The organism is Rhodococcus sp. 077-4, assembly GCF_047782425.1.
Classification (GTDB): Bacteria; Actinomycetota; Actinomycetes; order Mycobacteriales; family Mycobacteriaceae; genus Rhodococcoides.
In genome coordinates this window covers 1,284,736-1,307,323 of record NZ_JAJPWC010000002.1, presented here as the reverse complement: position 1 = coordinate 1,307,323, position 22,588 = coordinate 1,284,736, and the positions used below count along the sequence as shown (strand labels likewise).

The 22,588-nt window shown below is 65.1% G+C and carries 21 protein-coding genes; 6 read left to right on the top strand and 15 right to left on the bottom strand.

Features of this window, described 5'->3' with window-relative positions:
- Positions 1-36: 36 nt before the first annotated feature.
- Positions 37-453, top strand: a complete 417-nt coding sequence (locus tag ACNEOT_RS15410) for a TIGR03618 family F420-dependent PPOX class oxidoreductase (protein ID WP_415974896.1) — start codon at positions 37-39, stop codon at positions 451-453.
- On the opposite strand, the gene ACNEOT_RS15405 is transcribed toward ACNEOT_RS15410, so the two are convergent.
- Together ACNEOT_RS15405 and ACNEOT_RS15400 are read right to left on the bottom strand one after the other, a co-directional pair.
- A complete protein-coding gene (locus ACNEOT_RS15405) occupies positions 450-1,034 on the bottom strand; it encodes a nucleotidyltransferase family protein (RefSeq protein WP_415974895.1) in 585 nt (194 codons plus the stop codon). The genes ACNEOT_RS15410 and ACNEOT_RS15405 overlap by 4 nt on opposite strands.
- A complete protein-coding gene (locus tag ACNEOT_RS15400) occupies positions 1,031-2,170 on the bottom strand; it encodes a M24 family metallopeptidase (RefSeq protein ID WP_415974893.1) in 1,140 nt (379 codons plus the stop codon). The genes ACNEOT_RS15405 and ACNEOT_RS15400 overlap by 4 nt, the downstream gene beginning before the upstream one ends.
- Positions 2,171-2,197: 27 nt before the next feature.
- Here ACNEOT_RS15400 and ACNEOT_RS15395 point away from each other — a divergent pair, with 27 nt between their 5' ends.
- Positions 2,198-3,175: a 5'-3' exonuclease gene (locus ACNEOT_RS15395; RefSeq protein WP_415974891.1), complete on the top strand. Its 978-nt coding sequence runs from the start codon at positions 2,198-2,200 to the stop codon at positions 3,173-3,175.
- 18 nt (positions 3,176-3,193) lie between these two features.
- On the opposite strand, the gene ACNEOT_RS15390 is transcribed toward ACNEOT_RS15395, so the two are convergent.
- From ACNEOT_RS15390 to pafA, 7 genes are all read right to left on the bottom strand, one after another.
- The gene (locus ACNEOT_RS15390) at positions 3,194-4,111 is read right to left on the bottom strand and encodes a DUF4333 domain-containing protein (RefSeq protein WP_415974890.1); all 918 of its coding nucleotides are present in this window, start codon (positions 4,109-4,111) and stop codon (positions 3,194-3,196) included.
- A gap of 141 nt (positions 4,112-4,252) precedes the next feature.
- Positions 4,253-7,066 carry a DEAD/DEAH box helicase gene (locus ACNEOT_RS15385; protein WP_415974889.1) on the bottom strand — a complete coding sequence of 938 codons (2,814 nt, stop codon included), beginning with the start codon at positions 7,064-7,066 and terminating at the stop codon, positions 4,253-4,255.
- Positions 7,067-7,093: 27 nt separating this feature from the next.
- Positions 7,094-8,065: a twin-arginine translocase subunit TatC gene (tatC, locus tag ACNEOT_RS15380; RefSeq protein WP_415974888.1), complete on the bottom strand. Its 972-nt coding sequence runs from the start codon at positions 8,063-8,065 to the stop codon at positions 7,094-7,096.
- 107 nt (positions 8,066-8,172) lie between these two features.
- Positions 8,173-8,436 (bottom strand): Sec-independent protein translocase subunit TatA, encoded by a 264-nt coding sequence (gene tatA / locus ACNEOT_RS15375; protein WP_415974887.1) that lies wholly within the window; start codon positions 8,434-8,436, stop codon positions 8,173-8,175.
- Between the two features lie 86 nt (positions 8,437-8,522).
- A complete protein-coding gene (locus tag ACNEOT_RS15370) occupies positions 8,523-9,518 on the bottom strand; it encodes a helix-turn-helix transcriptional regulator (RefSeq protein WP_415974886.1) in 996 nt (331 codons plus the stop codon).
- Positions 9,515-10,507 carry a helix-turn-helix transcriptional regulator gene (locus tag ACNEOT_RS15365; protein ID WP_415974884.1) on the bottom strand — a complete coding sequence of 331 codons (993 nt, stop codon included), beginning with the start codon at positions 10,505-10,507 and terminating at the stop codon, positions 9,515-9,517. Before ACNEOT_RS15365 ends, ACNEOT_RS15370 begins: the two co-directional genes overlap by 4 nt.
- 58 nt (positions 10,508-10,565) lie before the next feature.
- Positions 10,566-11,924, bottom strand: a complete 1,359-nt coding sequence (gene pafA / locus ACNEOT_RS15360) for a Pup--protein ligase (protein ID WP_415974883.1) — start codon at positions 11,922-11,924, stop codon at positions 10,566-10,568.
- 97 nt (positions 11,925-12,021) lie between these two features.
- Here pafA and ACNEOT_RS15355 point away from each other — a divergent pair, with 97 nt between their 5' ends.
- On the top strand, positions 12,022-13,491 hold the full coding sequence (locus ACNEOT_RS15355; RefSeq protein WP_415974882.1) for a bifunctional phosphatase PAP2/diacylglycerol kinase family protein: 1,470 nt from the start codon (positions 12,022-12,024) through the stop codon (positions 13,489-13,491).
- 30 nt (positions 13,492-13,521) lie between these two features.
- On the opposite strand, the gene prcA is transcribed toward ACNEOT_RS15355, so the two are convergent.
- From prcA to arc, 5 genes are all read right to left on the bottom strand, one after another.
- Complete coding sequence (gene prcA / locus ACNEOT_RS15350) at positions 13,522-14,295, bottom strand: proteasome subunit alpha (RefSeq protein WP_415974881.1); 774 nt, start codon at positions 14,293-14,295, stop codon at positions 13,522-13,524.
- Positions 14,292-15,233, bottom strand: coding sequence for a proteasome subunit beta (gene prcB, locus ACNEOT_RS15345; RefSeq protein WP_415974879.1), 942 nt, complete (start codon positions 15,231-15,233; stop codon positions 14,292-14,294). The genes prcA and prcB overlap by 4 nt, the downstream gene beginning before the upstream one ends.
- A complete protein-coding gene (locus tag ACNEOT_RS15340; RefSeq protein WP_415974878.1) occupies positions 15,230-15,424 on the bottom strand; it encodes a ubiquitin-like protein Pup in 195 nt (64 codons plus the stop codon). The genes prcB and ACNEOT_RS15340 overlap by 4 nt, the downstream gene beginning before the upstream one ends.
- A 195-nt stretch (positions 15,425-15,619) precedes the next feature.
- Positions 15,620-17,119, bottom strand: coding sequence for a depupylase/deamidase Dop (dop, locus tag ACNEOT_RS15335; protein ID WP_415974877.1), 1,500 nt, complete (start codon positions 17,117-17,119; stop codon positions 15,620-15,622).
- A gap of 78 nt (positions 17,120-17,197) precedes the next feature.
- On the bottom strand, positions 17,198-18,961 hold the full coding sequence (gene arc, locus ACNEOT_RS15330; protein ID WP_415974875.1) for a proteasome ATPase: 1,764 nt from the start codon (positions 18,959-18,961) through the stop codon (positions 17,198-17,200).
- Between the two features lie 334 nt (positions 18,962-19,295).
- Between arc and ACNEOT_RS15325 the strand changes: the two genes are divergently transcribed.
- Positions 19,296-19,646: a hypothetical protein gene (locus ACNEOT_RS15325; protein ID WP_415974874.1), complete on the top strand. Its 351-nt coding sequence runs from the start codon at positions 19,296-19,298 to the stop codon at positions 19,644-19,646.
- Between the two features lie 37 nt (positions 19,647-19,683).
- Here the strand turns inward: ACNEOT_RS15325 and ACNEOT_RS15320 are convergent, their stop codons facing one another.
- On the bottom strand, positions 19,684-20,568 hold the full coding sequence (locus ACNEOT_RS15320) for a tRNA (adenine-N1)-methyltransferase (protein ID WP_415975218.1): 885 nt from the start codon (positions 20,566-20,568) through the stop codon (positions 19,684-19,686).
- 298 nt (positions 20,569-20,866) lie between these two features.
- Between ACNEOT_RS15320 and ACNEOT_RS15315 the strand changes: the two genes are divergently transcribed.
- Together ACNEOT_RS15315 and ACNEOT_RS15310 are read left to right on the top strand one after the other, a co-directional pair.
- A complete protein-coding gene (locus tag ACNEOT_RS15315) occupies positions 20,867-21,763 on the top strand; it encodes a PD-(D/E)XK nuclease family protein (protein WP_415975216.1) in 897 nt (298 codons plus the stop codon).
- On the top strand, positions 21,760-22,572 hold the full coding sequence (locus tag ACNEOT_RS15310; RefSeq protein WP_415974873.1) for a thioesterase family protein: 813 nt from the start codon (positions 21,760-21,762) through the stop codon (positions 22,570-22,572). Before ACNEOT_RS15315 ends, ACNEOT_RS15310 begins: the two co-directional genes overlap by 4 nt.
- The last annotated feature ends 16 nt before the right edge of the window (positions 22,573-22,588 follow it).

Genomic DNA, 22,588 nt, shown 5'->3' with positions numbered 1-22,588 from the left:
TCTGGCTGATCGAGCGGCATTCACTACAGTCGGGTTATGGCCGCCATCCCCGCAGACGCGACTGCTCTGACAGACGACGCGATCGAATTCTTGACCGAGCGGCACCTGGCCACTCTGACGACACTGCGACCGGACGGCACTCCACATGTCGTCGCCGTCGGGTTCACCTACGACGCCGAGACGCACGTTGCCCGCGTCATCACCAACGATGTGTCGCAGAAGGCCATCAACGCAGGCCGCGGTGCCTATGCAGCCGTCACCCAGATCGACGGTGCCCGCTGGCTGACGTTGGAGGGCCCGGCTTCGGTCAGGAGCGATCGCGACTCGGTTGTCGACGCCGAGAATCGCTACGCACAGCGCTACCGCGAGCCTCGAGAGAACCCCACGCGCGTCGTCATCGCGATCGAGGTGCAGCGAGTTCTGGGCAGCCGGTCGCTGCTTCGACGTCCTTAGCGCTCCGGCCACGGCAGTACGGTCAGGTTCGGCCATTCCGTCGTCCATCGGGCAGCTTTGGCCTCGTACACGTGCCGCATCGGTAGACGCGGGTTGGGCCGCACGATTCCCGCGAAGAGATCGTCGAATCCGTGTGGTGCGTACACCGAGTCGGTTCCGTTCGCATCGGTGGTGATACCGAAGCAGCACGTGGTGGAGACGAAGTGGTCGATCGCATCCTCGGTACTTCGGTACGGCGCGATCGGGCTGCCGAAATGCTGCTCGTACCACAGATGTACGCGCGCTTCGTTGCGTACTTCGACGTCCACCCCGAGGTCGGCGAACACCGAGGCCGCGGACTCGATCACCGCGTTCTCCGCGTCGTAGGACAGATCGGAGTCGTCGAAGTAGAAGAAGTCGTAGTCCCGGATGCCGGCCTGTGGGTCCCGACCGGCCAGGCGGTTCCACACCGTTTGGAACAGGCCACCCGCCGTCAGGTACCACCCGGGAAGCCCGAGCTGCGGTGCGCGTGAAAGTATCTCGGCGACAGCGGGATTGGACCGAACGGCCGTGACGAATTCGGCCTCGCCGGGGTCGGTCACACCGGCAGGACGGCGAGAGAGTGCGGCCTGAGGTTGAGCGATTCGCAGCCGTCGGCTGTGACGACGACGATGTCCTCGATACGCGCACCCCACTGGCCGCGGAAGTAGATTCCCGGCTCGATGCTGAAGGCCATCCCTTCGGTCAGCGTGATGTCGTTACCGGCAACGATGTACGGCTCCTCATGCACCGACAGACCGATCCCGTGGCCGGTGCGGTGCAGAAACGCCTCGCCCAGACCGGCATCGACCAGGACGTCGCGAGCGGCCGCATCGATGGACTGCGCCGTGACGCCAGGAATCACCGCATCGACCGCGGCCTGCTGAGCCCGCTCCAGCACCGCGTACTGCTCGGCGATCTCTGCCGAGGGCTCGCCGAGGCTGTAGGTCCGGGTCGAGTCGGAGTTGTATCCCGGAGCGACGGGACCCCCGATGTCGATCACGACGATGTCTCCCGCCTCGACGACGCGATCGGACACCTCGTGGTGCGGGTCGGCACCGTGCGGGCCGGATCCGACGATGATGAATTCGGGTGCGGTGTGGCCTTCTTCGACGATCGCTGCTGCTATGTCCGCCGCAATGTCCGCTTCGGTGCGGCCCACGCGAAGCCATTCACCCATGCGGGCGTGGACGCGGTCGATGGCATAGCCGGCTCGCCGCAACGCCTCGATCTCGGCCTCGTCCTTGATCATCCGAAGTTCGCGGAGTACGTCCGTCGCGAGCACCGGCATGGTGCCGAACACCGCAGCCAGCGGTACGAAGTGCAGGGCAGGCGTGGCGTCGGCGACGGCCGTCTTCGTTCCGTTCGGAACTGCCGCGGCCACCAGTGCATACGGATCGACGCCGTCCACCCAATCGACGAGCGCCAGAGACAGCTCCTGAGCCGCGGAATCGCCCAGTGCGGCAAGCTCGAGCCTCGGGACAACGACGCTGGGTGTGCTGCCGTCGGCCGGGACGACCAGGGCGATGAGCCGCTCGAACGAACTGGCCTTCGAGCCGATCAGGTACTGCAGATCCGGTCCCGGAGTGATCAGCAGGGCATCGAGGCCCGCGTCCGACGTCAGACGTGCTGCGCGGGCGAGCCTGGATGCGTAGACATCGCTGGGGAACCGGGAACCGACCGAAGAATCGACACTCATGCCCTCAGGCTAGTGCCGTTTGGCAAGATGAGCCCCATGACCGCCCCCGGAAAGTCGCCGCTGCTGCTCCTCGACGGCGCAAGCCTGTGGTTCAGGGCCTACTACGCACTGCCCGAATCGATTACGGCCCCGGATGGCAGACCCGTCAACGCCGTCCGTGGATTCCTCGACATGATCTCGGCGTTGATCGCTCGTACCGAACCGGGTCGACTCGCAGTGTGCCTCGATCTCGACTGGCGGCCGCAGTTTCGAGTGGACCTCGTGCCGTCCTACAAGGCGCATCGCGTTGCCGAGGCCGCGCCGGAGGTTGCCGAGAGCGAAGAGGTTCCCGAGACGCTGACTCCGCAGGTGGACATGATCATGGATGTTCTCGCCGCATTGGGGATCGCGACAGCAGGCGCGGAGGGTCTCGAGGCGGACGATGTGCTCGGAACCCTGGCCGCGCGCGAGCGTCGGGACCCCGTGGTGGTGGTCAGCGGAGACCGAGACCTGCTGCAGGTTGCTGCCGACGAGCCGAACGAGGTGCGTGTCCTGTACGTGGGTCGCGGGTTGGCGAAAGCCGAATTGTTCGATCCCGCATTGGTTTCCGAGCGCTACGGAGTTCCGCTGCACCGCGCGGGCGAGGCGTATGCGGAACTCGCGCTGCTACGAGGCGATGCCTCCGACGGCCTGCCCGGGGTGAAGGGTATCGGCGAGAAGACGGCGTCGACGCTGATGCTGCAGTACGAATCCGTTGCGGCACTGCGCGCTGCGGCCCTCGACCCGTCCTCGGACATGGCCAAGGGCATCCGGGCGAAACTGGCCAACGCGAGCGACTACCTAGACGCGGCTCTGCCCGTCGTGCGTGTCGTCACCGACGCCGACGTCGTCCTGTCGAAATCCGACGAGATTCCGCCCCACCCCGCCGACACCGACGCCCTGAACGTCCTGGCCGAGACCCTCGGAATCGAGAACGCCGTGAACCGCCTCGTCTCTGCGATGGCGGCCACGGCGTCGAAGAACTGAAACGACGGTCCGAGAAACCTATTTGGGTAGCGAGACCTCGTAGTTTGCGTTGTCGTCGAGGAAAGTCAACGTCACCTTCTTGAACGCCCCGTCGACCGTCAAGGTGCAATCGACGCTTGCCCCCTTCTTCACCTCGATGTCCTGGGGGCACAGCACTCCGGAGACGTCGGACGCGCCGTAGGACTCGGTGACGACGGTGCGGATGCCTTCTTCGGCCGCCGTGGTGTCGAGCGTCTTCGTGCGACCGAAGGCAAAGAACGCCACGGCTGCCAGCACCGCGACGATTGCGATGACCGCCCCTGCAATGATCAGGGGCTTCTTGGACTGCGATCCGGCCTGCCCGGGCCCCGGCCGATTCGGATACTGCTGGCCGGGAAATTGCTGGTTGGGATATTGCTGGTTGGGATTCCAGGGCTGCTGCGGCTGCTGGCCGTACTGACCTGCACCGTACTGGCCGGGGCCGCTCTGACCGGGGCCGAATTGCTGTGGTGCGTAGGGATTCTGGTACGCCGAATCGCCCGGTGCAGGCGTGCCGGCACCGGCATAGGGTGCGCCGTATTGCTGCCCTGCCGGATACTGCGTCGTGGGGTTCTGGCCCTGGGGGTATTGCCCTTGCGGGTAACCGCCCTGCGGGTACTGACCCTGGGGGTATTGCCCCTGCGGATAGCCGGCAGGTGGGTACTGGCCCTGCGGATACTGTCCGCCGGGCTGTGGTGGAGTCTGCCCGTACGCGCCGGGAGTGGATTCTCCGTACGGGGCAGTGGGCGTGGTGGGAGGTTGCCCGTACTGACCCCACGCCGATGGCGTGGGGGTTTGCGACTCGGCCGAGGAACCGCCGGGCTGCGTCTCCGGCGAGTCTTTCGCGGCACCGTCCTGCTGGTCGGGCTTGCGTGACCAACTGTTGTCCGGATCGGTCGGACCGTATGGGCCGCTCATCTCGCCTCCACTGAAAATTCGGTTACGTCGGAGGTAGGGTATCCCGACCATGCGACTTCCTGCTGTACCGACCCGACAGTCCGGTTCGCTCCCGCCGGGTGCGGCTCGTACCGATCGAACGTCCCCATCACACGGGCCTCCTCACGCGGCATCGACGGCGACAACGCCGCGTCGTAACGCAGCAATCGCGCGCGCCGCAGTCCTCGACAGTTCCGGTTCCGGGGCCGCGAGTCGAACCTGATCGAGCAGGTCGATCACCTGCCGACACCAGCGAACGAAGTCTCCGCCGGAGAGCGCTTTGCCATTGTCACCGGCGGTGACGAGCGCGTCGACCAACGAATGGTCGGACGCCCACTTGTAGATCGCCTTGACGAAGCCCATGTCGGGTTCTCTCGTCGGCGGGAGCTTGTGTCGAACCTCGTCGGATCGCAGTTCGTGCCACACCCGAACGGTCTCGGTCAACGCATGCCTGATGGGCGCCGTCGGGCCGTGCGGGGTGATGTCTCCCTCGGACCTCGATTCGAATACGACGGCCGAGACCACAGCCGCCAACTCAGCGGGAGAAAGCCCCTGCCACAGGCCCCCTCGCAAGCATTCGGCCACGAGGAGATCGGATTCGGAGTAGATCCGACTGAGCCTGGCACCGTCGTCGGTCACCTTCGGATCCCTGCCTGCCGTGACGTAACCCCGGTCGGCGAGCAACGCCAGAATGCGATCGAAGGTGCGGGCGAGTGAGTTCGTCGTAGCCGATACCTTCTGGCGCATCGTCTCCGTTTCACGTGCCAGGCGGTTGTAGCGCTCACCTGTGCGGCCGAGCTCGTCGCGATCGGGCCGAGCGTGGACCGGATGCGATCGGATGGCTCGTCGAAGGGTGGCCAGCTCTTTGTCGTCCGCTGCGGTCGATTTGCGTCGGATGCGGTCCGAAGGCTGTGAGATTCCGCGGGTGACCAGGGCGGTCGCAAGATCACGCCGGGTCTTCGCGGTGCGATGGTCTACGAAGCGCGGAAGCCGCATCGTGCCGAGAGGTGTTGCTGGAGAGGGGAAATCCGCTGCCGATAGTCGGCCGGCCCACTTGTCCTCGGTCAACACGAGTGGACGCGGATCGGCCCGGTCGTCGTCCGGCTCCAGGACCACTGCGAGACCACTGCGCCGACCGGTGGGCACCGAGATCACATCGCCGCGGCGCAGGGCGCGCAGTGAGTCGACGGCGTTGTCCCGACGATCGGACCTGCTCTGGCGTTCGAGAGTCTTCTCACGATCCTTGAGTCGCTCGCGCAGCCGCGCGTACTCGAAGTACTCCCCGTCGGGGCCACCGAGGCGTGCCCCGAGCGCCTCCAACGTCTGCATGTTCTTCTCGATACCGCGGACCATCCCGACGACGGATCGATCGGCCTGGAACTGCGCGAAGGACCGCTCGAGCAGGAGGCGAGAATCCGCCGCTCCGAACTGTTCGATCAAGTTGATCGACATGTTGTAGGCCGGAGCGAACGAACTGCGCAGAGGGAACGTACGGGTCGATGCGAGCCCCGCGACCTCGGTCGGCTCGGTGCCCGGCTGCCACAGCACGACGGCGTGGCCCTCGACATCGATGCCGCGGCGTCCCGCTCTACCGGTCAGCTGGGTGTACTCCCCCGGCGTCAGCTCTGCGTGCGTCTCACCGTTGAACTTGACGAGCTTCTCGAGCACGACGGTCCGGGCAGGCATGTTGATTCCGAGCGCCAGAGTCTCGGTAGCGAATACCGCTCTGACCAGACCTTTGACGAACAATTCCTCCACGGTGTGCCGAAAGACCGGCAGCATCCCGGCGTGATGGGCGGCGAAGCCGCGCTCGAGCGCATCGCGCCATTCCCAGAAGCCCAGAACTTCCAGGTCCTCGCGCGGCAGCTCCGAGGTGTGCTTCTCGACGATGTATCGGATCTCCTCCGCCTGCTCGGGTGTGGTCAACACCAGTCGAGAGCGCATGCACTGGGTGAGTGCACCGTCGCATCCGGCGCGGCTGAAGATGAACGTGATGGCGGGGAGCAAGCCCTCTTCGTCGAGCTTGGCGATGACGTCGGGACGTGCCAGAGGGCGGTTGTTCGCGCCGCTGCCTTGACCGCCCCCGCGACCCCCGCCGCCTCCCCGACCGCCGCGGCCTCTGCTGTGAGGAGCCTGCCAACGGTCCATCGTGTCGAGGGACTGACGTTGTTTGACGTGTCGGACGAGTTCTCGGTCGACGACGATCTTCTGGCTACCGTCGGCCGACTGCGCTCGGGTGTCGAACAGATCGAACAACCGGCGGCCCACCATGATGTGCTGCGAGAGGGGCACCGGACGGTTCTCGTCCACCACGACCGAGGTGTCACCGCGGACCGTGCTCATCCAGGCACCGAACTCCTCGGCGTTGCTCACCGTGGCCGACAGACTCACCAGACGCACGTCGTCGGACAGGTGCAGAATTACCTCCTCCCACACCGCCCCACGGAATCGGTCGGCGAGGTAGTGCACCTCGTCCATCACGACGTGCGAGAGCCCCCGCAAGGCGTCCGAGGACGCGTAGAGCATGTTGCGCAGCACCTCGGTCGTCATGATGACGATCGGTGCGTCGGGGTTGATCGACGAATCTCCGGTCAGCAGTCCGACCGTGTCACGCCCGTACCGCGCGGTGAGCTCGGCGAACTTCTGATTGCTCAGTGCTTTGATCGGGGTGGTGTAGAAACACTTGCGTCCCGCGGCGAGGGCCAGGTGCACCGCGAACTCGCCGATCACGGTCTTTCCGGCACCGGTGGGAGCACACACCAGGACGCCGTGCCTTTGCTCCAGCGCCGTGCACGCGTCCACCTGGAACCGGTCGAGCGGGAAACCGAGTTCTGCCGAGAAGCGCTGCAGCTCGGTAGGCCGTGGACTCGATGCCACGTCGACCGTCGTCGCAGGAGTGGAGCCTGCAGGAACGACCGGAAGATCAGGATCGGTCATGCGCAGGCCCCGAGGGACGAGCACAGGTCAGATCGTGTCGTCGTACTCCGCATGTGCGCGGGTCGTGGCATCGAGGCCGCGCAGCGGCGGCGTCGGAGCGACGGCATCCGGTGACTCGATCGAACCTGCGCCGTCGATGCGCGTTGCTTCGTCATCTGACACATCACCCCATTCGTCTCTTCTCTTGCGCAACTTACGCTTGTCGTGAATTCGCGCAATCTGCACTGCCATCTCGAAGAGCACCGTCAACGCCAACGCCAACGCCAACATCGAGAACGGGTCCTGCCCCGGAGTTGCGATGGCCGCGAAGACGAACAGGCCGAAGATCAGACCACGACGCCACGCCTTGAGCCGCTCGTAGGTGAGTACTCCGACGAAGTTCAGGGCAACCACCAGCAGTGGAATCTCGAAGCTGACGCCGAAGATGATGAGGAGGTTGATCAGGAATCCGAAATACTGATCACCACTGAGCGCAGTGATCTGCACGTTGTCGCCGATCGAGAGCAAGAAGTGCAGGCCCTTCGCGACCACGTAGTACGCCAGCACGGCTCCGGCGACGAACAGGGCAGCGGCCCCGGTGACGAACGAGACCGCATACCGCCGTTCGTTGGCGTAGAGACCTGGGGTGATGAACGCCCAGATCTGGTACAGCCAAATGGGGCAGGCCAGCACCACACCGGCGGTGAAGGCGACCTTGAACCGCAACAGGAACTGATCGAACGGTCCGGTGGCCAGCAGGCGACACTGGTTGTCGTTGCTCAGATCCGCACGGAGACTGGGATCGAGTGTGCAGTACGGACCCCGCAGGAGGTCGCCGAGGCTTTCGACGCCCAGGATCGTGTGCGAGTACCAGAAGAACCCGAAGGCCGTCGTCACGGCAACCGCGAACAACGACCACAGAAGCCGAGTTCGAAGCTCGTACAGGTGATCGACCAACGACATGGTGCCGTCGGGATTTGCTCGGCGCTTGCTACGCCGCGGATCGAACGGTATGCGCATGGTGTTCTACGGTCAGCCTTCTTCGGTCGGCCGGCGGCACAGGGCCGTTACCGACAGCAGTGAACCGGGGTGCCCACGTGGCACCCCGGTGTGCTGAGCGGCGTCGCTCAGGCAGACTTCGCGTCGTGCTGTACCTCGGTGCTCGGCTGCACGACGGGAGCAGGCGAGGCCAGCTGGGCGGGTGCGGCCGGCTGCGCCGTCGCAGTATCGGTGTCGGCCTTGCCGTCGTTCTGCATTTCCTTCACCTCGCTCTTGAAGATGCGCAACGAGCGACCGAGTCCGCGAGCGGCCTCGGGCAGCTTCTTGGAACCGAACAAGATGATGACAACCACCGCAACGATGGCCCAGTGCCAGGGACTTGTGAAGCCCATGGGAACCTCCTCCAGATCAGATGAATCGAGCGTACCCGACCGCGGGGGCCGTCCCCGGCAGCGGCGGGTGAGGGTTTACCCCGCGTTCATGTGCCGACGGTGCCGTCCGTGCTGGTGGCGTCGAGCTCGGCGTATGCGTCCAGGGCCGAACGAGCCCGGTCACGGACGGAGTTCACCAAGGATTCAGGCGCCAGTACCGCCACGCCGCCGCCGAAGCCCAACGTCAATCGCGTCATCCACTGCAGCGTCGCGAACCGCATCGTGACCACGATCGACCCGTCCGCATCCGCCGCGACCTGCGTCATGGGGTAGTAGTCCAGGATCCAGGTGAAGGCAGGCGACACCTTCAGTCGGGCCTGCGACAGCGAGGGATCGTCGTTGAAGATCTCGAAGGCGTCCTCCCCGCGGACCGATTCCGGTGGCGCAGTCGGCTCGTCGAGTTCGGTTGCCGAGTCGATACGGTCGAACCTGAACAGGCGAACACCCTCGGCGCTCCTGCACCATGCCTGGAGATAGCTGTTGTCGTCGACGACCACCGTCCTGATCGGATCGACGGTCCGCTCGGTGACGACATCTCGCGACGCCGAGTAGTAGGTCAGGTCCAGCGCGTGCCGGTGACGTAGCGCAGACCGGACGGTGCCGGGGACCGGACCCTCCTCGGCACCTGCGCCGTCGTGATCGGACGAGAGCGGAACATTGGCCGCCGCCGAGCCCGCCGCGGTCTCGATCTTCGCGATCGCGCGTTGAGCGGCCGAGGGATCGACCATGCCGGGCATCGACGTCAGTGATCGAAGCGCAACCAACAACGCAGTCGCCTCGGTCGACGTCAGTCGCAGGGGCCTGTCGATCCCGGCCGAGAACGTCACGTCGATGCTCTCCTCGGAGAAGGACAGATCGATGAGATCACCCGGACCGTAGCCGGGCAGGCCGCACATCCAGAGCTGGTTGAGATCGGCCATCAGCGTTGCCGTCGACACTCCCAGCTCACGCGCGGCCTCCTCGGCGCTCAACCCGGGATTGGCCATGAAGAACGGCACCATGTTGAGCAACCTGGCAAGCCGAACCGACAGTCGCGCGCTCACTGCTCGTTCTCCACGCCGGCCGCTGTCTGCAGGGTCGAGATGACGTCGGCCCGCAGTTCAGCGGGCTCGAGCACCACCGCATCGGCGCCGTGACCCGCGATCAGTCGCGAGACCCAATCCCAGGACCGCACAGGAACCTCGACGACGCTGCCGCTGCGGTCACCCAGACTCTGCGCACCCACGACCGTTCCCATCCTTCGCAATTCGAGTGCCCTTCCATCGTGCAGCCACACTCTTGCCGTGCCCGACACCGAGGACGTCCCCGCGACACGGCGAACGATGTCCTGCAGATCGACACCGTCGGGCCTGCGGACGCTCTGCGGTGGGCCGAAGGCCTTGACCTCGTCGCCGATCCGGGACAGGCGAAACGTCCGGGTGTCGTCACGGTCCACGTCGTGCCCCACCAGGTACCAGCGGCCGCGGAACGTCACGACGCCCCACGGTTGGACGGTTCTGGTGGTGAAGGGATCGGTCAACGACGGTCGGTGCTCGAATCGAACCGACTTGCCCTCGTCGATGGCGGCCAGCAGAGCGCCCAGTGCGGGTTCGGAGCCTCGGGTTCGCGCGGGAACCGCGGTCACCGACGTAGCAGCATCGTTCTGATCGACCTGAATTCCCGCGGCTCGAAGTTTGAGCAGTGCACTTTGTGCTGCAGAGGTGAGCTCCGGCGATTCCCAGAGTTTGACCGCTACTGCGACGGCGGCCGATTCCTCGCTGCTGAGCTCGATGTCGGGCAGTTCGTAGGCATCGCGATTGATGCGGTACCCCTCGACGCCACCGAACCTGGTGGCGGTTCCGGTCTCCAGCGGGACGCCGAGGTCACGCAATTCGTTCTTGTCCCGCTCGAACATTCGGCTGAACGCTTCGTGACTGGTGGAGTCGTCGTATCCGGCAACGCTCTCGCGGATCCATTCCGCGGTCAGGAACTGACGCGTCGACAGCAGGCAGATGACCAGATTCATCAAGCGCTCGACTTTGGTGGTGGCCACGACAGTCGAGCCTAGTTGCTTCTCGGTGGCCGGAGCGGTAGCGACCCGAGTACGCGGCCTACATCGACGCGATCAGTCGTTCCACGCGCTCGTCGACGGAGCGGAACGGGTCCTTGCACAACACGGTTCGCTGCGCCTGGTCGTTGAGCTTGAGGTGTACCCAGTCGACGGTGAAATCGCGACCTGCCTCCTGGGCAGCGGTGATGAACTCGCCTCGGAGCTTGGCACGGGTGGTCTGGGGCGGTAGGTCGACTGCCTCGTCGATCTGCTCGTCCTCGGTGACCCGCTTGGCCAAACCCTTGCGCTGCAACAGATCGAACACCCCTCGACCGCGCTTGATGTCGTGGTAGGCCAGATCCAGTTGAGCGATCTTGGGATCGGAGAGCTCCATCGAGTATCGGTCCTGGTAGCGCTGGAACAGCTTGCGCTTGATGACCCAGTCGATCTCGGTGTCCACCTTCGCGAAATCCTGCGACTCGATCGCGTCGAGCGTTCGGCCCCAGAGGTCGACGACCTGCTCGACCTGCGCGTTCGGCTCGCGTGTCCGGAGATGCTCGACGGCTCGGGAGTAGTACTCGCGCTGGATGTCGAGGGCGCTGGCCTGGCGACCTCCGGCCAGCCGGACCGGACGTCGTCCGGTCAGATCGTGACTCACCTCTCGGATGGCCCGAATCGGGTTGTCCAACGCGAAATCTCGGAAGGAGACACCGGCCTCGATCATTTCGAGCACCAGCGCAGCAGTCCCGACCTTGAGCATCGTCGAGGTCTCGGCCATGTTGGAGTCACCGACGATGACGTGCAACCGGCGGTACTTCTCGGCATCGGCGTGCGGTTCGTCGCGAGTGTTGATGATCGGCCGCGACCGGGTGGTGGCAGAAGAGACGCCTTCCCAGATGTGCTCGGCGCGCTGCGACAGGCAGAACGTCGCAGCTTTCGGAGTCTGGAGCACCTTGCCTGCGCCACAGATCAATTGACGGGTGACCAGGAACGGCAACAGCACGTCCGAGATCCGAGAGAATTCGCCCGCACGCTGAACGAGAAAGTTCTCGTGGCAGCCGTAGGAGTTGCCCGCCGAGTCGGTGTTGTTCTTGAACAGGTAGATGTCGCCGCCGATGCCCTCTTCGGCCAGGCGCTGTTCGGCGTCGATCAGCAGGTCTTCGAGTACCCGTTCGCCTGCGCGATCGTGGGTGACCAACTGCAGCAGAGAGTCGCACTCGGCGGTGGCGTACTCGGGATGTGAGCCGACGTCGAGGTACAGGCGAGCGCCGTTGCGAAGGAACACATTCGAGCTGCGTCCCCACGACACCACTCGGCGAAACAGATAACGAGCCACTTCGTCCGGACTGAGGCGTCGATGTCCGTGGAAAGTACATGTGACACCGAACTCTGTCTCGATGCCCATAATTCGTCGCTGCACACTTCGACACTACAACGCAACCCACGTATCGATGCGTCGGAGCGCCCCGATGTCGTCCGTCCGTGAAGATGCCGTCGCCCGTGCATAAGGTGGCGTCATGACATCCACGCGAACTTCGATCTCGACTGCCGTTCATGCGTGGGACCTGTCGCTGGTGGCACGGAGCGCGGCTCTGCGACAGAGCAGAGCGGACGCAGGCCTACGTGCGTTGAGTACGGCGGCCGATCACAGTCGTCTGTGGCTCGGTGCTGCCGCCTTTCTGATTGCCGCAGGTGGGCCATCCCGACGCGGCGGAGTTCGCGGGCTCGTCGCGTTGGCCGGCGCCAGCGCGGCGGCCAACGGGCTGCTCAAACCGTTGTTCCCGCGGACTCGGCCGGATTCGGAGTCCGTTCCTGTGCTGCGCCAGGTGCTCGCTCCCCCGGTGTCCTCGTCGTTTCCCTCCGGTCATTCGGCGTCGGCGGCCGCGTTCGTCACGGCAGTGGCGATCGAATCTCCGGTAGCAGGAATTCTTCTGGCACCCGTTGCGGCCGCAGTCTGCTACTCCAGAGTTCACGTGGGCGTGCACTGGCCCACCGACGTTCTCGCCGGCGCCGCCCTCGGCTCGGCGATCGCGATGTCCACTCGCCGTTGGTGGGCTGTGCGATCGGACAAGCCTGCCGAGCTCGGTTCACCGGTCGACGTCGAGCCCCTCCCGAGCGGTCGAGGACTGCTGGTGCTCGTCAATCCAGCATCGGGCGACAGCTCGGAATCGGTGCCCGACGCGATCCGTCGAGCTCTGCCCGATGCCGAACTGTTCGTACCGGTCCCCGACCAGGACTTCAACGAGCAACTGGAGCAGCGAATCCGGGACACGTCCCCGCGTGCTCTCGGCGTGTGTGGCGGCGACGGAACGGTGGTGAGCGTCGCCGCATCGGCAGCGCGCAACGGCTTACCGCTCGCTGCATTCCCAGGCGGCACCCTCAACCACTTCGCCCGAGACACCGGCCTGACCGTGGTGGCGGACACCGCCGCCGCCATCGAGGCGGGCACCGCCGAACTCGTCGACATCGCCGAGGTGTCGGTCGACGGACGCAGCGTGTCGTTCGTCAACACCGCCACGTTCGGTGGCTATCCCGACTCGGTACGCCTGCGTCAGAAGCTGCAGCGCCGAATCGGCAAGTGGCCGGCCGCCGCCATCGCCATGACAAGAGTGCTCGCAGCCGCGGCACCACTGAACATCGGACTCGACGGCACCGCGCACTCGGTGTGGATGTTGTTCGTCGGCAACGGAACCTACGTACCGGCCGACCAGGTTCCCATGTCGCGCAGCAGTATTCACACCGGGACCCTCGATGTGCGGTTCCTTCCGTCAAAGCCGAAGGCGTCCAGAACGAGACTGTTGTGGGCAACGTTGACCGGCACCCTCGGCTCGTCGCCGGTGTACGTCCGTCGAGAGGTGAAGGAACTGACCGTCGAGGTGGAGGGTGCCCCCGTTGCTCTTGCAGCCGACGGTGAAGTGGTGGGCGACGGAACGTGGTTCCAGTTCGCCAGTGACAAGAACGGCCTCGTGCTTTACCGAAAGCGGTAGAGCACGAGGCACGTGCCTCAGGCCGACCTGCTACGAGGGCGTTGCCCCATCGGAGTCGGACGCCGGCTCCGCCGCTGGAGCCGAAGCCGGGAGCATGTCTTCCAAGGCTGCTCCGGCGATGCGTCGAAACGCCCGTCGCGGCCGTCCCTGGTCCAGCACGGCAACTTCGAGCGCCGAGACCTCGAGGACCTTCTTCTCCGTCTCGCCGCCCGCAGCGGACGGTGTGGCCGGGCCCGCCGTGAGCGCGTCGACTGCGATACGAACGGCGTCGGCCAGGTCGAGACCGGAACGGTAGGTGTCCTTGAGCGCTGCCACGATCGGCTCGGTCGTTCCGCCCATGACGACGAAGTCCTGTTCGTCGACGATGGACCCGTCGTAGGTGATGCGGTAGAGCTGCGTCGCAATCGGCTCGTCCTGGTGTGACACTTCCGCGACGCAGATCTCGACCTCGTAGGGCTTGAGCTGCTCGGTGAAGATCGTTCCGAGTGCCTGCGCATACGTTTTCGCGAGCGAACGGCCGGTCACATCACGTCGGTCGTAGGTGTACCCCTTGATGTCGGCGTGCTGGATGCCGGCCTTGCGCAGGTTCTCGAACTCGTTGTACTTGCCCACGGCCGCGAAGCCGATGCGGTCGTAGAGCTCGCTCACCTTGTGCAACGCTGTCGAACGGTTCTCGGCCACGAAGAGGACCCCGCCCGCGTACGTCAACACGATGACGCTGCGGCCGCGGCCGATTCCTTTGCGCGCCAACTCCGAACGATCGCGCATGATCTGTTCGGCGGATGCGTAGTACGGCATCGTCATAGCGCGCTACCCCCTTCGCTCACTTGCTGGCCGGCCCTGGTGTGATGCTCGGCCCCGCCGGTGTGCGCGGCGCTCTCGGTCCGTTCCGTGAGAACGGACCGTGCTGCTGCCGAGATCCGTTCGTGCGCAACGTCGTCCGCACCGACACTGGTGATGGCGACAGCCGTCGGGTAGATCCCGCGGGTGACATCGGGTCCGCCGGTCGCCGAATCGTCGTCGGCGGCGTCGTACAGCGACTCGACCGCGGCACGAATTGCCTCGTCCTCGGACATGCCGGGGCGATAGAGCTTCTTGAGTGCGGACTTGGCGAACAGCGATCCCGACCCCACGGCGTGGTAGCCCGAACGTTCCTCGTACCGTCCACCGACCACGTCGTAGGACACGATGCGTCCGGCACGATCCGGATCCGAGATGTCGATGTCGAATCCGACCAGCAGCGGGACGGCGGCGAGTCCTTGCATCGCGGCACCGAGATTGCTCCGCACCATCGACGACAGCTTGTTGGCCTTGCCGTTGAAGGTGAGCGGGACGCCTTCGATCTTCTCGTAATGCTCGAGCTCGACGGCGAAGAGCCGTACCAACTCGATCGCGATACCTGCGGTTCCGGCGATACCGGCCGCGGAGTACTCGTCGGTGACGTAGACCTTCTGCATGTCGCGGTTCGCGATCAGGTTGCCCTGAGTGGCACGCCGATCACCGGCGATGAGCACGCCGCCGGCGTAGGTCAGGGCGACGATCGTGGTCCCGTGCGGAGCGATTCCGGACTTGTCCGAGGCACCGCCCGCAGCATGCGACGCCAGATCGGCGGCGATACCGCTCTCGGGCAGCAGATGAGGGGCGTGCTGACGGAGGTAATCGGAGAACGACGAGCTGCTCGACCCGAGTGGGATCGCCATCGCGTCGCCGACCGACCGTGGGTCCGAACGATCCACCGTCACTGGCCGCCCTTCTGAACGTAGGCGCGGACGAAGTCCTCGGCGTTTTCCTCGAGCACGTCGTCTATCTCGTCGAGAAGGTCGTCGGTCTCCTCGGCCAGCTTCTCGCGCCGTTCCTGGCCACCGGCTCCGGTGTCGCCTTGGCCTTCATCGTCGTCGCCGCCGCCAGAGCGCCGTGTCTGCTCCTGTGCCATAGTCGCCGACCTCCTCCGTGTTTCGAGAAAACAGATCTACTGCACGCTCACCGATCCATCCGAGGTGCACCGACGTGGATGTGCAAGTGCAACCGAACGTTCCGCCGAAAGTGCACGGACCTTTACCCTACCGACAGACCGGGCCTGCCGGTTGGCAAGACACCGCGAACGTGAAGGCATCGGTCATCGAGTGCGTCAGTTGGTGAGCTGATCGACGAGTTCCGCGGCACTGTCGACCGACTCGAGCAGAGCACCGACGTGCGATTTGGTTCCTCGGAGCGGCTCGAGGGTCGGGATCCGAACGAGCGAGTCGCCGCCGAGGTCGAAGATGACGGAATCCCAGCTCGCTGCGGCGATGTCGGCACCGAACTTTCGCAGGCACTCGCCGCGGAAGTACGCCCTCGTGTCCTCCGGCGGGTTGCCGACGGCATCGAGAACCTGCTGCTCGGTCACCAGGCGGTCCATGGACCCACGAGCGACCAGTCGGTTGTAGAGGCCCTTGTCCAGCCGCACATCGGAGTACTGCAGATCGACCAGATGCAGCCTCGGTGCGGACCAACCGAGCCCCTCCCGCTGTCGGAAACCTTCGAGCAGCCGCAGTTTGGCCGGCCAGTCCAACAGGTGGGCACACTCCATCGGATCGCGTTCGAGTAGATCGAGCACCATTGCCCACTTGTCGAGTACATCCAGGGCCCGCGCGTCGTCACTGCCCTCGGCGGCCACGAATTTGGCGACACGCTGGTGGTAGATCCGCTGCAGCGCAAGCCCGGTCAATTCGCGGCCGTCGGCGAGAGCGACGGCCTTGCGCAGAGTCGGATCGTGGCTGATCTGGTGGACGGCGGTGACCGGCCGAGCCAGCTGCAGATCCGAGAGGTCGACTCCGGCTTCGATGAGGTCGAGCACGAGGGCGGTGGTGCCGACCTTGAGGTAGGTCGACATCTCGGCGAGGTTGGCATCGCCGATGATGCAGTGCAGTCGTCGATATTTGTCGGCGTCCGCGTGGGGTTCGTCGCGCGTGTTGATGATTCCGCGCTTGAGTGTGGTCTCCAGCCCGACCTCCACCTCGATGTAGTCTGCTCGCTGCGAGAGCTGGAACCCTGCGTCGTCGCCCGACTGGCCGATCCCGACGCGTCCTGATCCCGTGATGACCTGCCTCGATGCGAAGAAGGGCGACAGGCCGGCAACGACCGCAGAGAACGGCGTCTCGCGGGACATGAGGTAGTTCTCGTGGGTGCCGTACGACGCGCCTTTGCCGTCGACGTTGTTCTTGTACAGCTGCAGGCGGGGCGCTCCCGGCACGCTGGAGGCGTGGCGGGCGGCAGCTTCCATCACGCGCTCGCCTGCTTTGTCCCAGATCACCGCGTCCAACGGGTCACGGACCTCGGGAGCCGAGTACTCGGGGTGAGCGTGATCGACGTACAAGCGCGCACCGTTGGTGAGAATCATGTTGGCCGCGCCGATTTCGTCGGCATCGATGACCGGGGCCGGGCCGCTGAACCGTCCGAGGTCGAATCCGCGAGCATCGCGCAGGGGCGACTCGACCTCGTAGTCCCATCGGGTGCGCTTGGCGCGCGGCACCCCGGCTGCTGCGGCGTAGGCCAGAACCGCCTGGGTCGACGTCAGGATCGGGTTGGCGGTGGGTTCGGTGGGCGAAGAAATGCCGTACTCGACCTCGATACCGATGATGCGCTGCATATCCCGAGCCTAGACGGCGGACGCAGACGGTTCGGGGCGCGCCCTGTGCGGACGCGCCCCGAACCGTCTGTGAATGTCCTACAGGTACTGGCCGGTGTTGGTCTCGGTGTCGATTGCCCGGCTTGCGCTGGCGTTCTTACCGGTGACCAGCGTGCGGATGTAGACGATCCGCTCGCCCTTCTTGCCGGAGATGCGAGCCCAGTCGTCCGGGTTCGTGGTGTTCGGCAGATCCTCGTTCTCGGCGAACTCGTCGACGATGGAGTCGAAGAGGTGTTGAATTCGCAAACCGCCGTTGCCCGTTTCCAAGACCGACTTGATCGCGTACTTCTTCGCGCGGTCCACGATGTTCTGGATCATGGCACCGGAGTTGAAATCCTTGAAGTACAGAATCTCCTTGTCTCCGTTGGCATACGTCACTTCGAGGAATCGATTGTCGTCGCTCTCGGCGTACATGCGCTCGACGACGCGGTCGATCATCCCTCGGATGCACGCCGCACGGTCGCCGCCGAACTCTGCGACGTCGTCGGCGTTGACCGGAAGCGAGTCGGTCAGGTACTTCAAGAAGATGTCCTGAGCCGATTCGGCGTCGGGACGCTCGATCTTGATCTTGACGTCGAGGCGACCGGGGCGCAGGATCGCGGGGTCGATCATGTCCTCGCGGTTCGATGCACCGATCACGATGACGTTCTCGAGTCCTTCGACTCCGTCGATCTCGGCGAGCAGCTGCGGAACGACCGTGGTCTCGACGTCGGACGACACACCCGAGCCTCGGGTGCGGAAGATCGAGTCCATCTCGTCGAAGAACACGATGACCGGCGTGCCCTCGGACGCCTTCTCCCTGGCGCGCTGGAAGATCATGCGGATGTGACGCTCGGTCTCACCGACGAACTTGTTGAGCAGCTCGGGACCCTTGATGTTGAGGAAGAACGACTTGGCTTCCTTGGCATCCTGCCCGCGAGCCTCGGCGATCTTCTTGGCCAGCGAGTTGGCGACGGCCTTGGCGATCAACGTCTTTCCGCAACCGGGAGGGCCGTAGAGCAGCACACCCTTCGGTGGACGCAACGAGTACTCACGGAACAGATCCTTGTGCAGGAACGGCAGTTCGACGGCGTCGCGTATCTGCTCGATCTGGCGACCGAGGCCGCCGATGTCCTCGTAGCCGACGTCCGGGACCTCCTCCAGAACCAGGTCTTCCACCTCGGCCTTGGGGACTCGCTCGAAGGCGTAGCCGGCCTTGGTGTCGACCAGGAGGGAATCGCCGGGTCGGAGTTTGCGAGACGGTTCGTCGGGGTCGATGGGCCCGTCGTCGTTGACCATGTCGATCAACGGCTTGGCCAGCCACACGACGCGCTCCTCGTCGGCGTGTCCGACTACGAGTGCACGCGATCCGTCGCCCAGAAGCTCACGCAGAGTGCTGATCTCGCCGACCTGGTCGAATGTGCATCCCTCGACGATGGTCAAGGCCTCGTTCAACCGCACCGTCTGTCCCGGTGACAACGAGTCCGCCTCGATGTTGGGTGAGCACGTCAGTCGCATCTTGCGCCCCGAGGTGAACACATCGACCGTTCCGTCCTCGAAGACGCTCAACAGAACGCCGTACCCGCTGGGCGGCTGGCCGAGGCGGTCCACTTCTTCACGGAGTGCGATGAGCTGTTGTCGAGCCTCTTTGAGGGTGTCCATCAACTTCGCGTTGCGCAGTGCAAGAGAGTCGACGCGACCTTCGAGTTCGCGTACTTGTTCGGGGGACTCCCCCAGTTGACGGCGCAGTGAAGCAGCTTCGGCTCGCACGGCGTCCAGTTCGGCTCTGGCCGCGGCCACATCCGGATTGTCTGTTGAGCTCATGAGCGACTCCTCCCAGTGACGATCTATCAACGCTACCGGCACCGGCCCGGAAGTGTGGACCGACACCACGATCGGGACCGGCGCCTGCCTGTCTCGACCCCACCCTTGCGCCGATGCAGTTCATGTTAGCCTCACCTGACCAGGCAGTGGCCAGACGACGGAATCAGGGGCTCCACCAGTGAATATGCGCAGTTTTTCGGTAGGTGTCGCAGTTGTTGCAGCAGCGATTTCGTTGGCTGGGTGCAGCTCGTCCGATGAATCCGATCACGCCGATCACAATTCGACGTCGGCCTCCGAAAACACCGGCACGGCAACCTCCGGTACGACAACCGACGTGCCCGCTGTCGCGGCACCGACCGTCACCGAACTGGAGGCATCGCTGCAGCAGTTGGTGGCGCCGAATGTCGACGCAGCGACGAAGGCGGCCACCGTGGAGAACGGTCAGGCGCGCCTGACCAACCTCGAAACCATGACCGCGGCTCTGGCGAACTACGGCGCGATCACCTTCGAGGTTGCCGACCCGACCGTCGAGGGTCAGACATCCACCGCGGACGTCGCGATCGCCACTCCGAGGGGTACAGCTGCTCCGTCACCGCAGACCTGGGTGCTCATCGACGGCACGTGGAAGCTTTCCGACGCCAGCACCTGCCAGATTCTCGCCATGGGCCAGGCGCCCTGCTCCTGAACCGAGTGTGACCGAGTCGGAGCGCACTCGCGTCGAGTCAGCCCTTGCCGGACCGGCGCTGCGGCTTCGGCGTGACGGTGCCCTCGGCGAGGCGTCGGACACTGACGAGAAATGCCGTGTGGCCCTGCATGCGGTGCTCGGGGCGGACGGCCAATCCGACGACATGCCAACCGCGGACCATCGACTCCCACGAGCGGGGTTCGGTCCAGCACTCCTGTGCCCGTAGCGCTTCGACGACCTTGGACAGCTGCGTCACCGTGGCGACGTAGACCAGCAGCACGCCGCCGGGAACCAGAGCCTTCGAGACAGCAGGCAGTGCGTCCCACGGCGCGAGCATGTCGAGGACGACCCGATCGACCTGCTCGCCCGGGCGATCCACACCGAACCGATCGACATCTGCGACCGTCAGGTGCCAGTTGGACGGCCGCTCACCGAAGAACGTCTCGACGTTCTTGATCGCGTAGTCGGCATGATCCTGGCGAATCTCGTACGAGATGACCGTTCCGGTGGTACCGACGGCGCGTAGGAGCGAACACGTCAGTGCGCCCGATCCGGCACCGGCCTCGAGTACGCGAGCCCCGGGAAACATGTCGCCCTCGTGCACGATCTGGGCTGCATCCTTGGGGTAGATGACCTGCGCTCCGCGTGGCATCGAGAGCACGTAGTCGGTCAGCAGCGGTCGGAGGGCGAGGTACGGGGTGCCGTTGACGGATGTGACGACGCTGCCCTCGTCGGCACCGAGCAGTTTGTCGTGGGTGATTCCGCCCCGGTGGGTGTGAAATTCCTTGCCCGCCTCGAGCACCACCGTGTAGTGGCGGCCCTTGCCGTCGGTGAGCTGCACCCGGTCTCCGACGCGGAACGGTCCGCTGCGAGCGGGCCCGGTCGGCAGTGGGTCGACGGGGACGTCGGCATCCGTCGTCAGGGCTTCGTCGAGTTCGATCTCGTCGACGGCTGCGGTGACCACCTCGTCCGCGCTGGGAACGTCCGCGCTGGGAACCAGGCCATCGACGAGCGCGTCGACCTCGGACCCGTCGGTCGACTCGGACGCGGAATCACCGAAGGACACAGCATCACCGGACGGCACAGCGGAACCTGCTTTCGTTGCTTGTTCGACGCCCGACCTGTTCGGTTCGGTGTCTGGGACGACTCGACGTGCCAGACTACGGCCTTGACCGAAGATGTCGGACCGGCGGCATAGTCTCGCAGTCGTGAGTATTTCCGTGTCGACACCCATCGACTTGCCTCTACTCGATCTCGGCGAGAGTGTGCAGCCGCCGCGCTCGTCTTCCGTCGCCCGCAGCACACCGGCGTTGTCGCCCTCGCGCGCAGGCGATTTCAAGCAGTGCCCCCTTCTCTATCGCTTCCGTGCAGTCGACCGAATTCCCGAGGTCTCCACCGAAGCTCAGGTCAAAGGAACTGTGGTGCATGCCGCACTCGAAGCCCTGTATGCGTTACCCGCACAGGATCGGGTGCCGGACACTGCGCGCGACTTGGTGGATCCGGCGTGGGAGCGGGTGGTTGCGCAGTCGCCCGCAGTCGAGTCGTTGGTTCCGCCCGAGGATCGGCAGGCTTTTCTCGACCGAGCACGAGCCCTGGTTGCCGGATACTACGAGCTCGAAGACCCCACTCACTTCGACCCCGAGTCGTGCGAGCAGCGGGTGGAGATCGATCTGGACGACGGCACCCCGCTTCGCGGCTTCATCGATCGCATCGACGTCGCGCCCAACGGCATGATTCGCGTCGTCGACTACAAGACCGGTCGCGCGCCCCGCGAGTTCACCGAATCCAAGGCGCTGTTCCAGATGAAGTTCTACGCCCTGATGATCATGCGCATGCGCGGAGTCGTTCCAGCACAACTGAAGTTGATGTATCTGGCCGACAAACAACAATTGACCTACGCTCCCGACGAGGGGGAACTGCGCAGATTCGAGCGCATGCTCTCGGCCATCTGGAAAGCAATTCTTGCAGCCGGTGAGACCGGCGACTTTCGAGCCAAGCGTGGTGCGTTGTGCAAGTGGTGCGACCATCAGGCACTGTGCCCAGAATTCGGTGGTACTCCCCCGCCGTACCCGGGTTGGCCGAAAAGCGCTGCAGAACAACCGGAGGCCGAGCTGTGACCGTTCCCGACGCATTCTTCGTGCCCGCCGGTGTGAGCAGCAACGGCCACGAGAGGGTGACCGCCACCGAGCACACCGTCAGCCTGTGGGCACCGACGATGCAGCACGGCGCTCCGCCGTCCGCCCTGCTCGTCCGCGCGCTCGAGCGGGTCGACGCCAGAGAGGACACCCGCATCAGCCGCGTCGCGGTCGACATTCTAGGCCCGGTTCCGGTGGCGGACATCGAGATTCGGGCGTGGACCGAGCGTCCCGGTGCCAACATCGAACTGGTGGTCGCGGAACTCTGGGCGGACGGCACGTCGGGTGTGGCGCGGGCGGTGGCCCGCGGCAGCGCATGGCGGATGCGCACCACACCGACCGAGGACGTTGCGCAGTCCGGCGATCCTGTGATGCAACCGGTGAGCGACGGTGTCGACAACACCTTCGGCGGGCTGTGGGCGTCCGGCTACCTCGATGCGGTCGCGTTCAAGTTCCTCACCGAACTCGGTGCACCGGGCCCGGGGCAGGTGTGGGCAAGGCCGAAACCTGCTCTGGTGCACGGTGAATCGATGACGCCGCTCGAGCGACTGTTCTCGATTGCCGACATCGCAAACGGAATCGGCGCGAAACTTCCGATCGACGAATGGACCTTCCTCAACACCGATCTGACGGTGCACGTGTTCAGAGTGCCGCAGGGGGAATGGATCGGGGTGTCGGCCGAGACCTCCACCGGCCCGGACGGCATCGCCATGTGTGCGGGCACGCTCAGCGACGAACTGGGCCCGGTCGGACGCATCGCTCAGACGGTGTTGGTGCGGCGTCGCAGCTGACGAGTCAGGGCAGGAG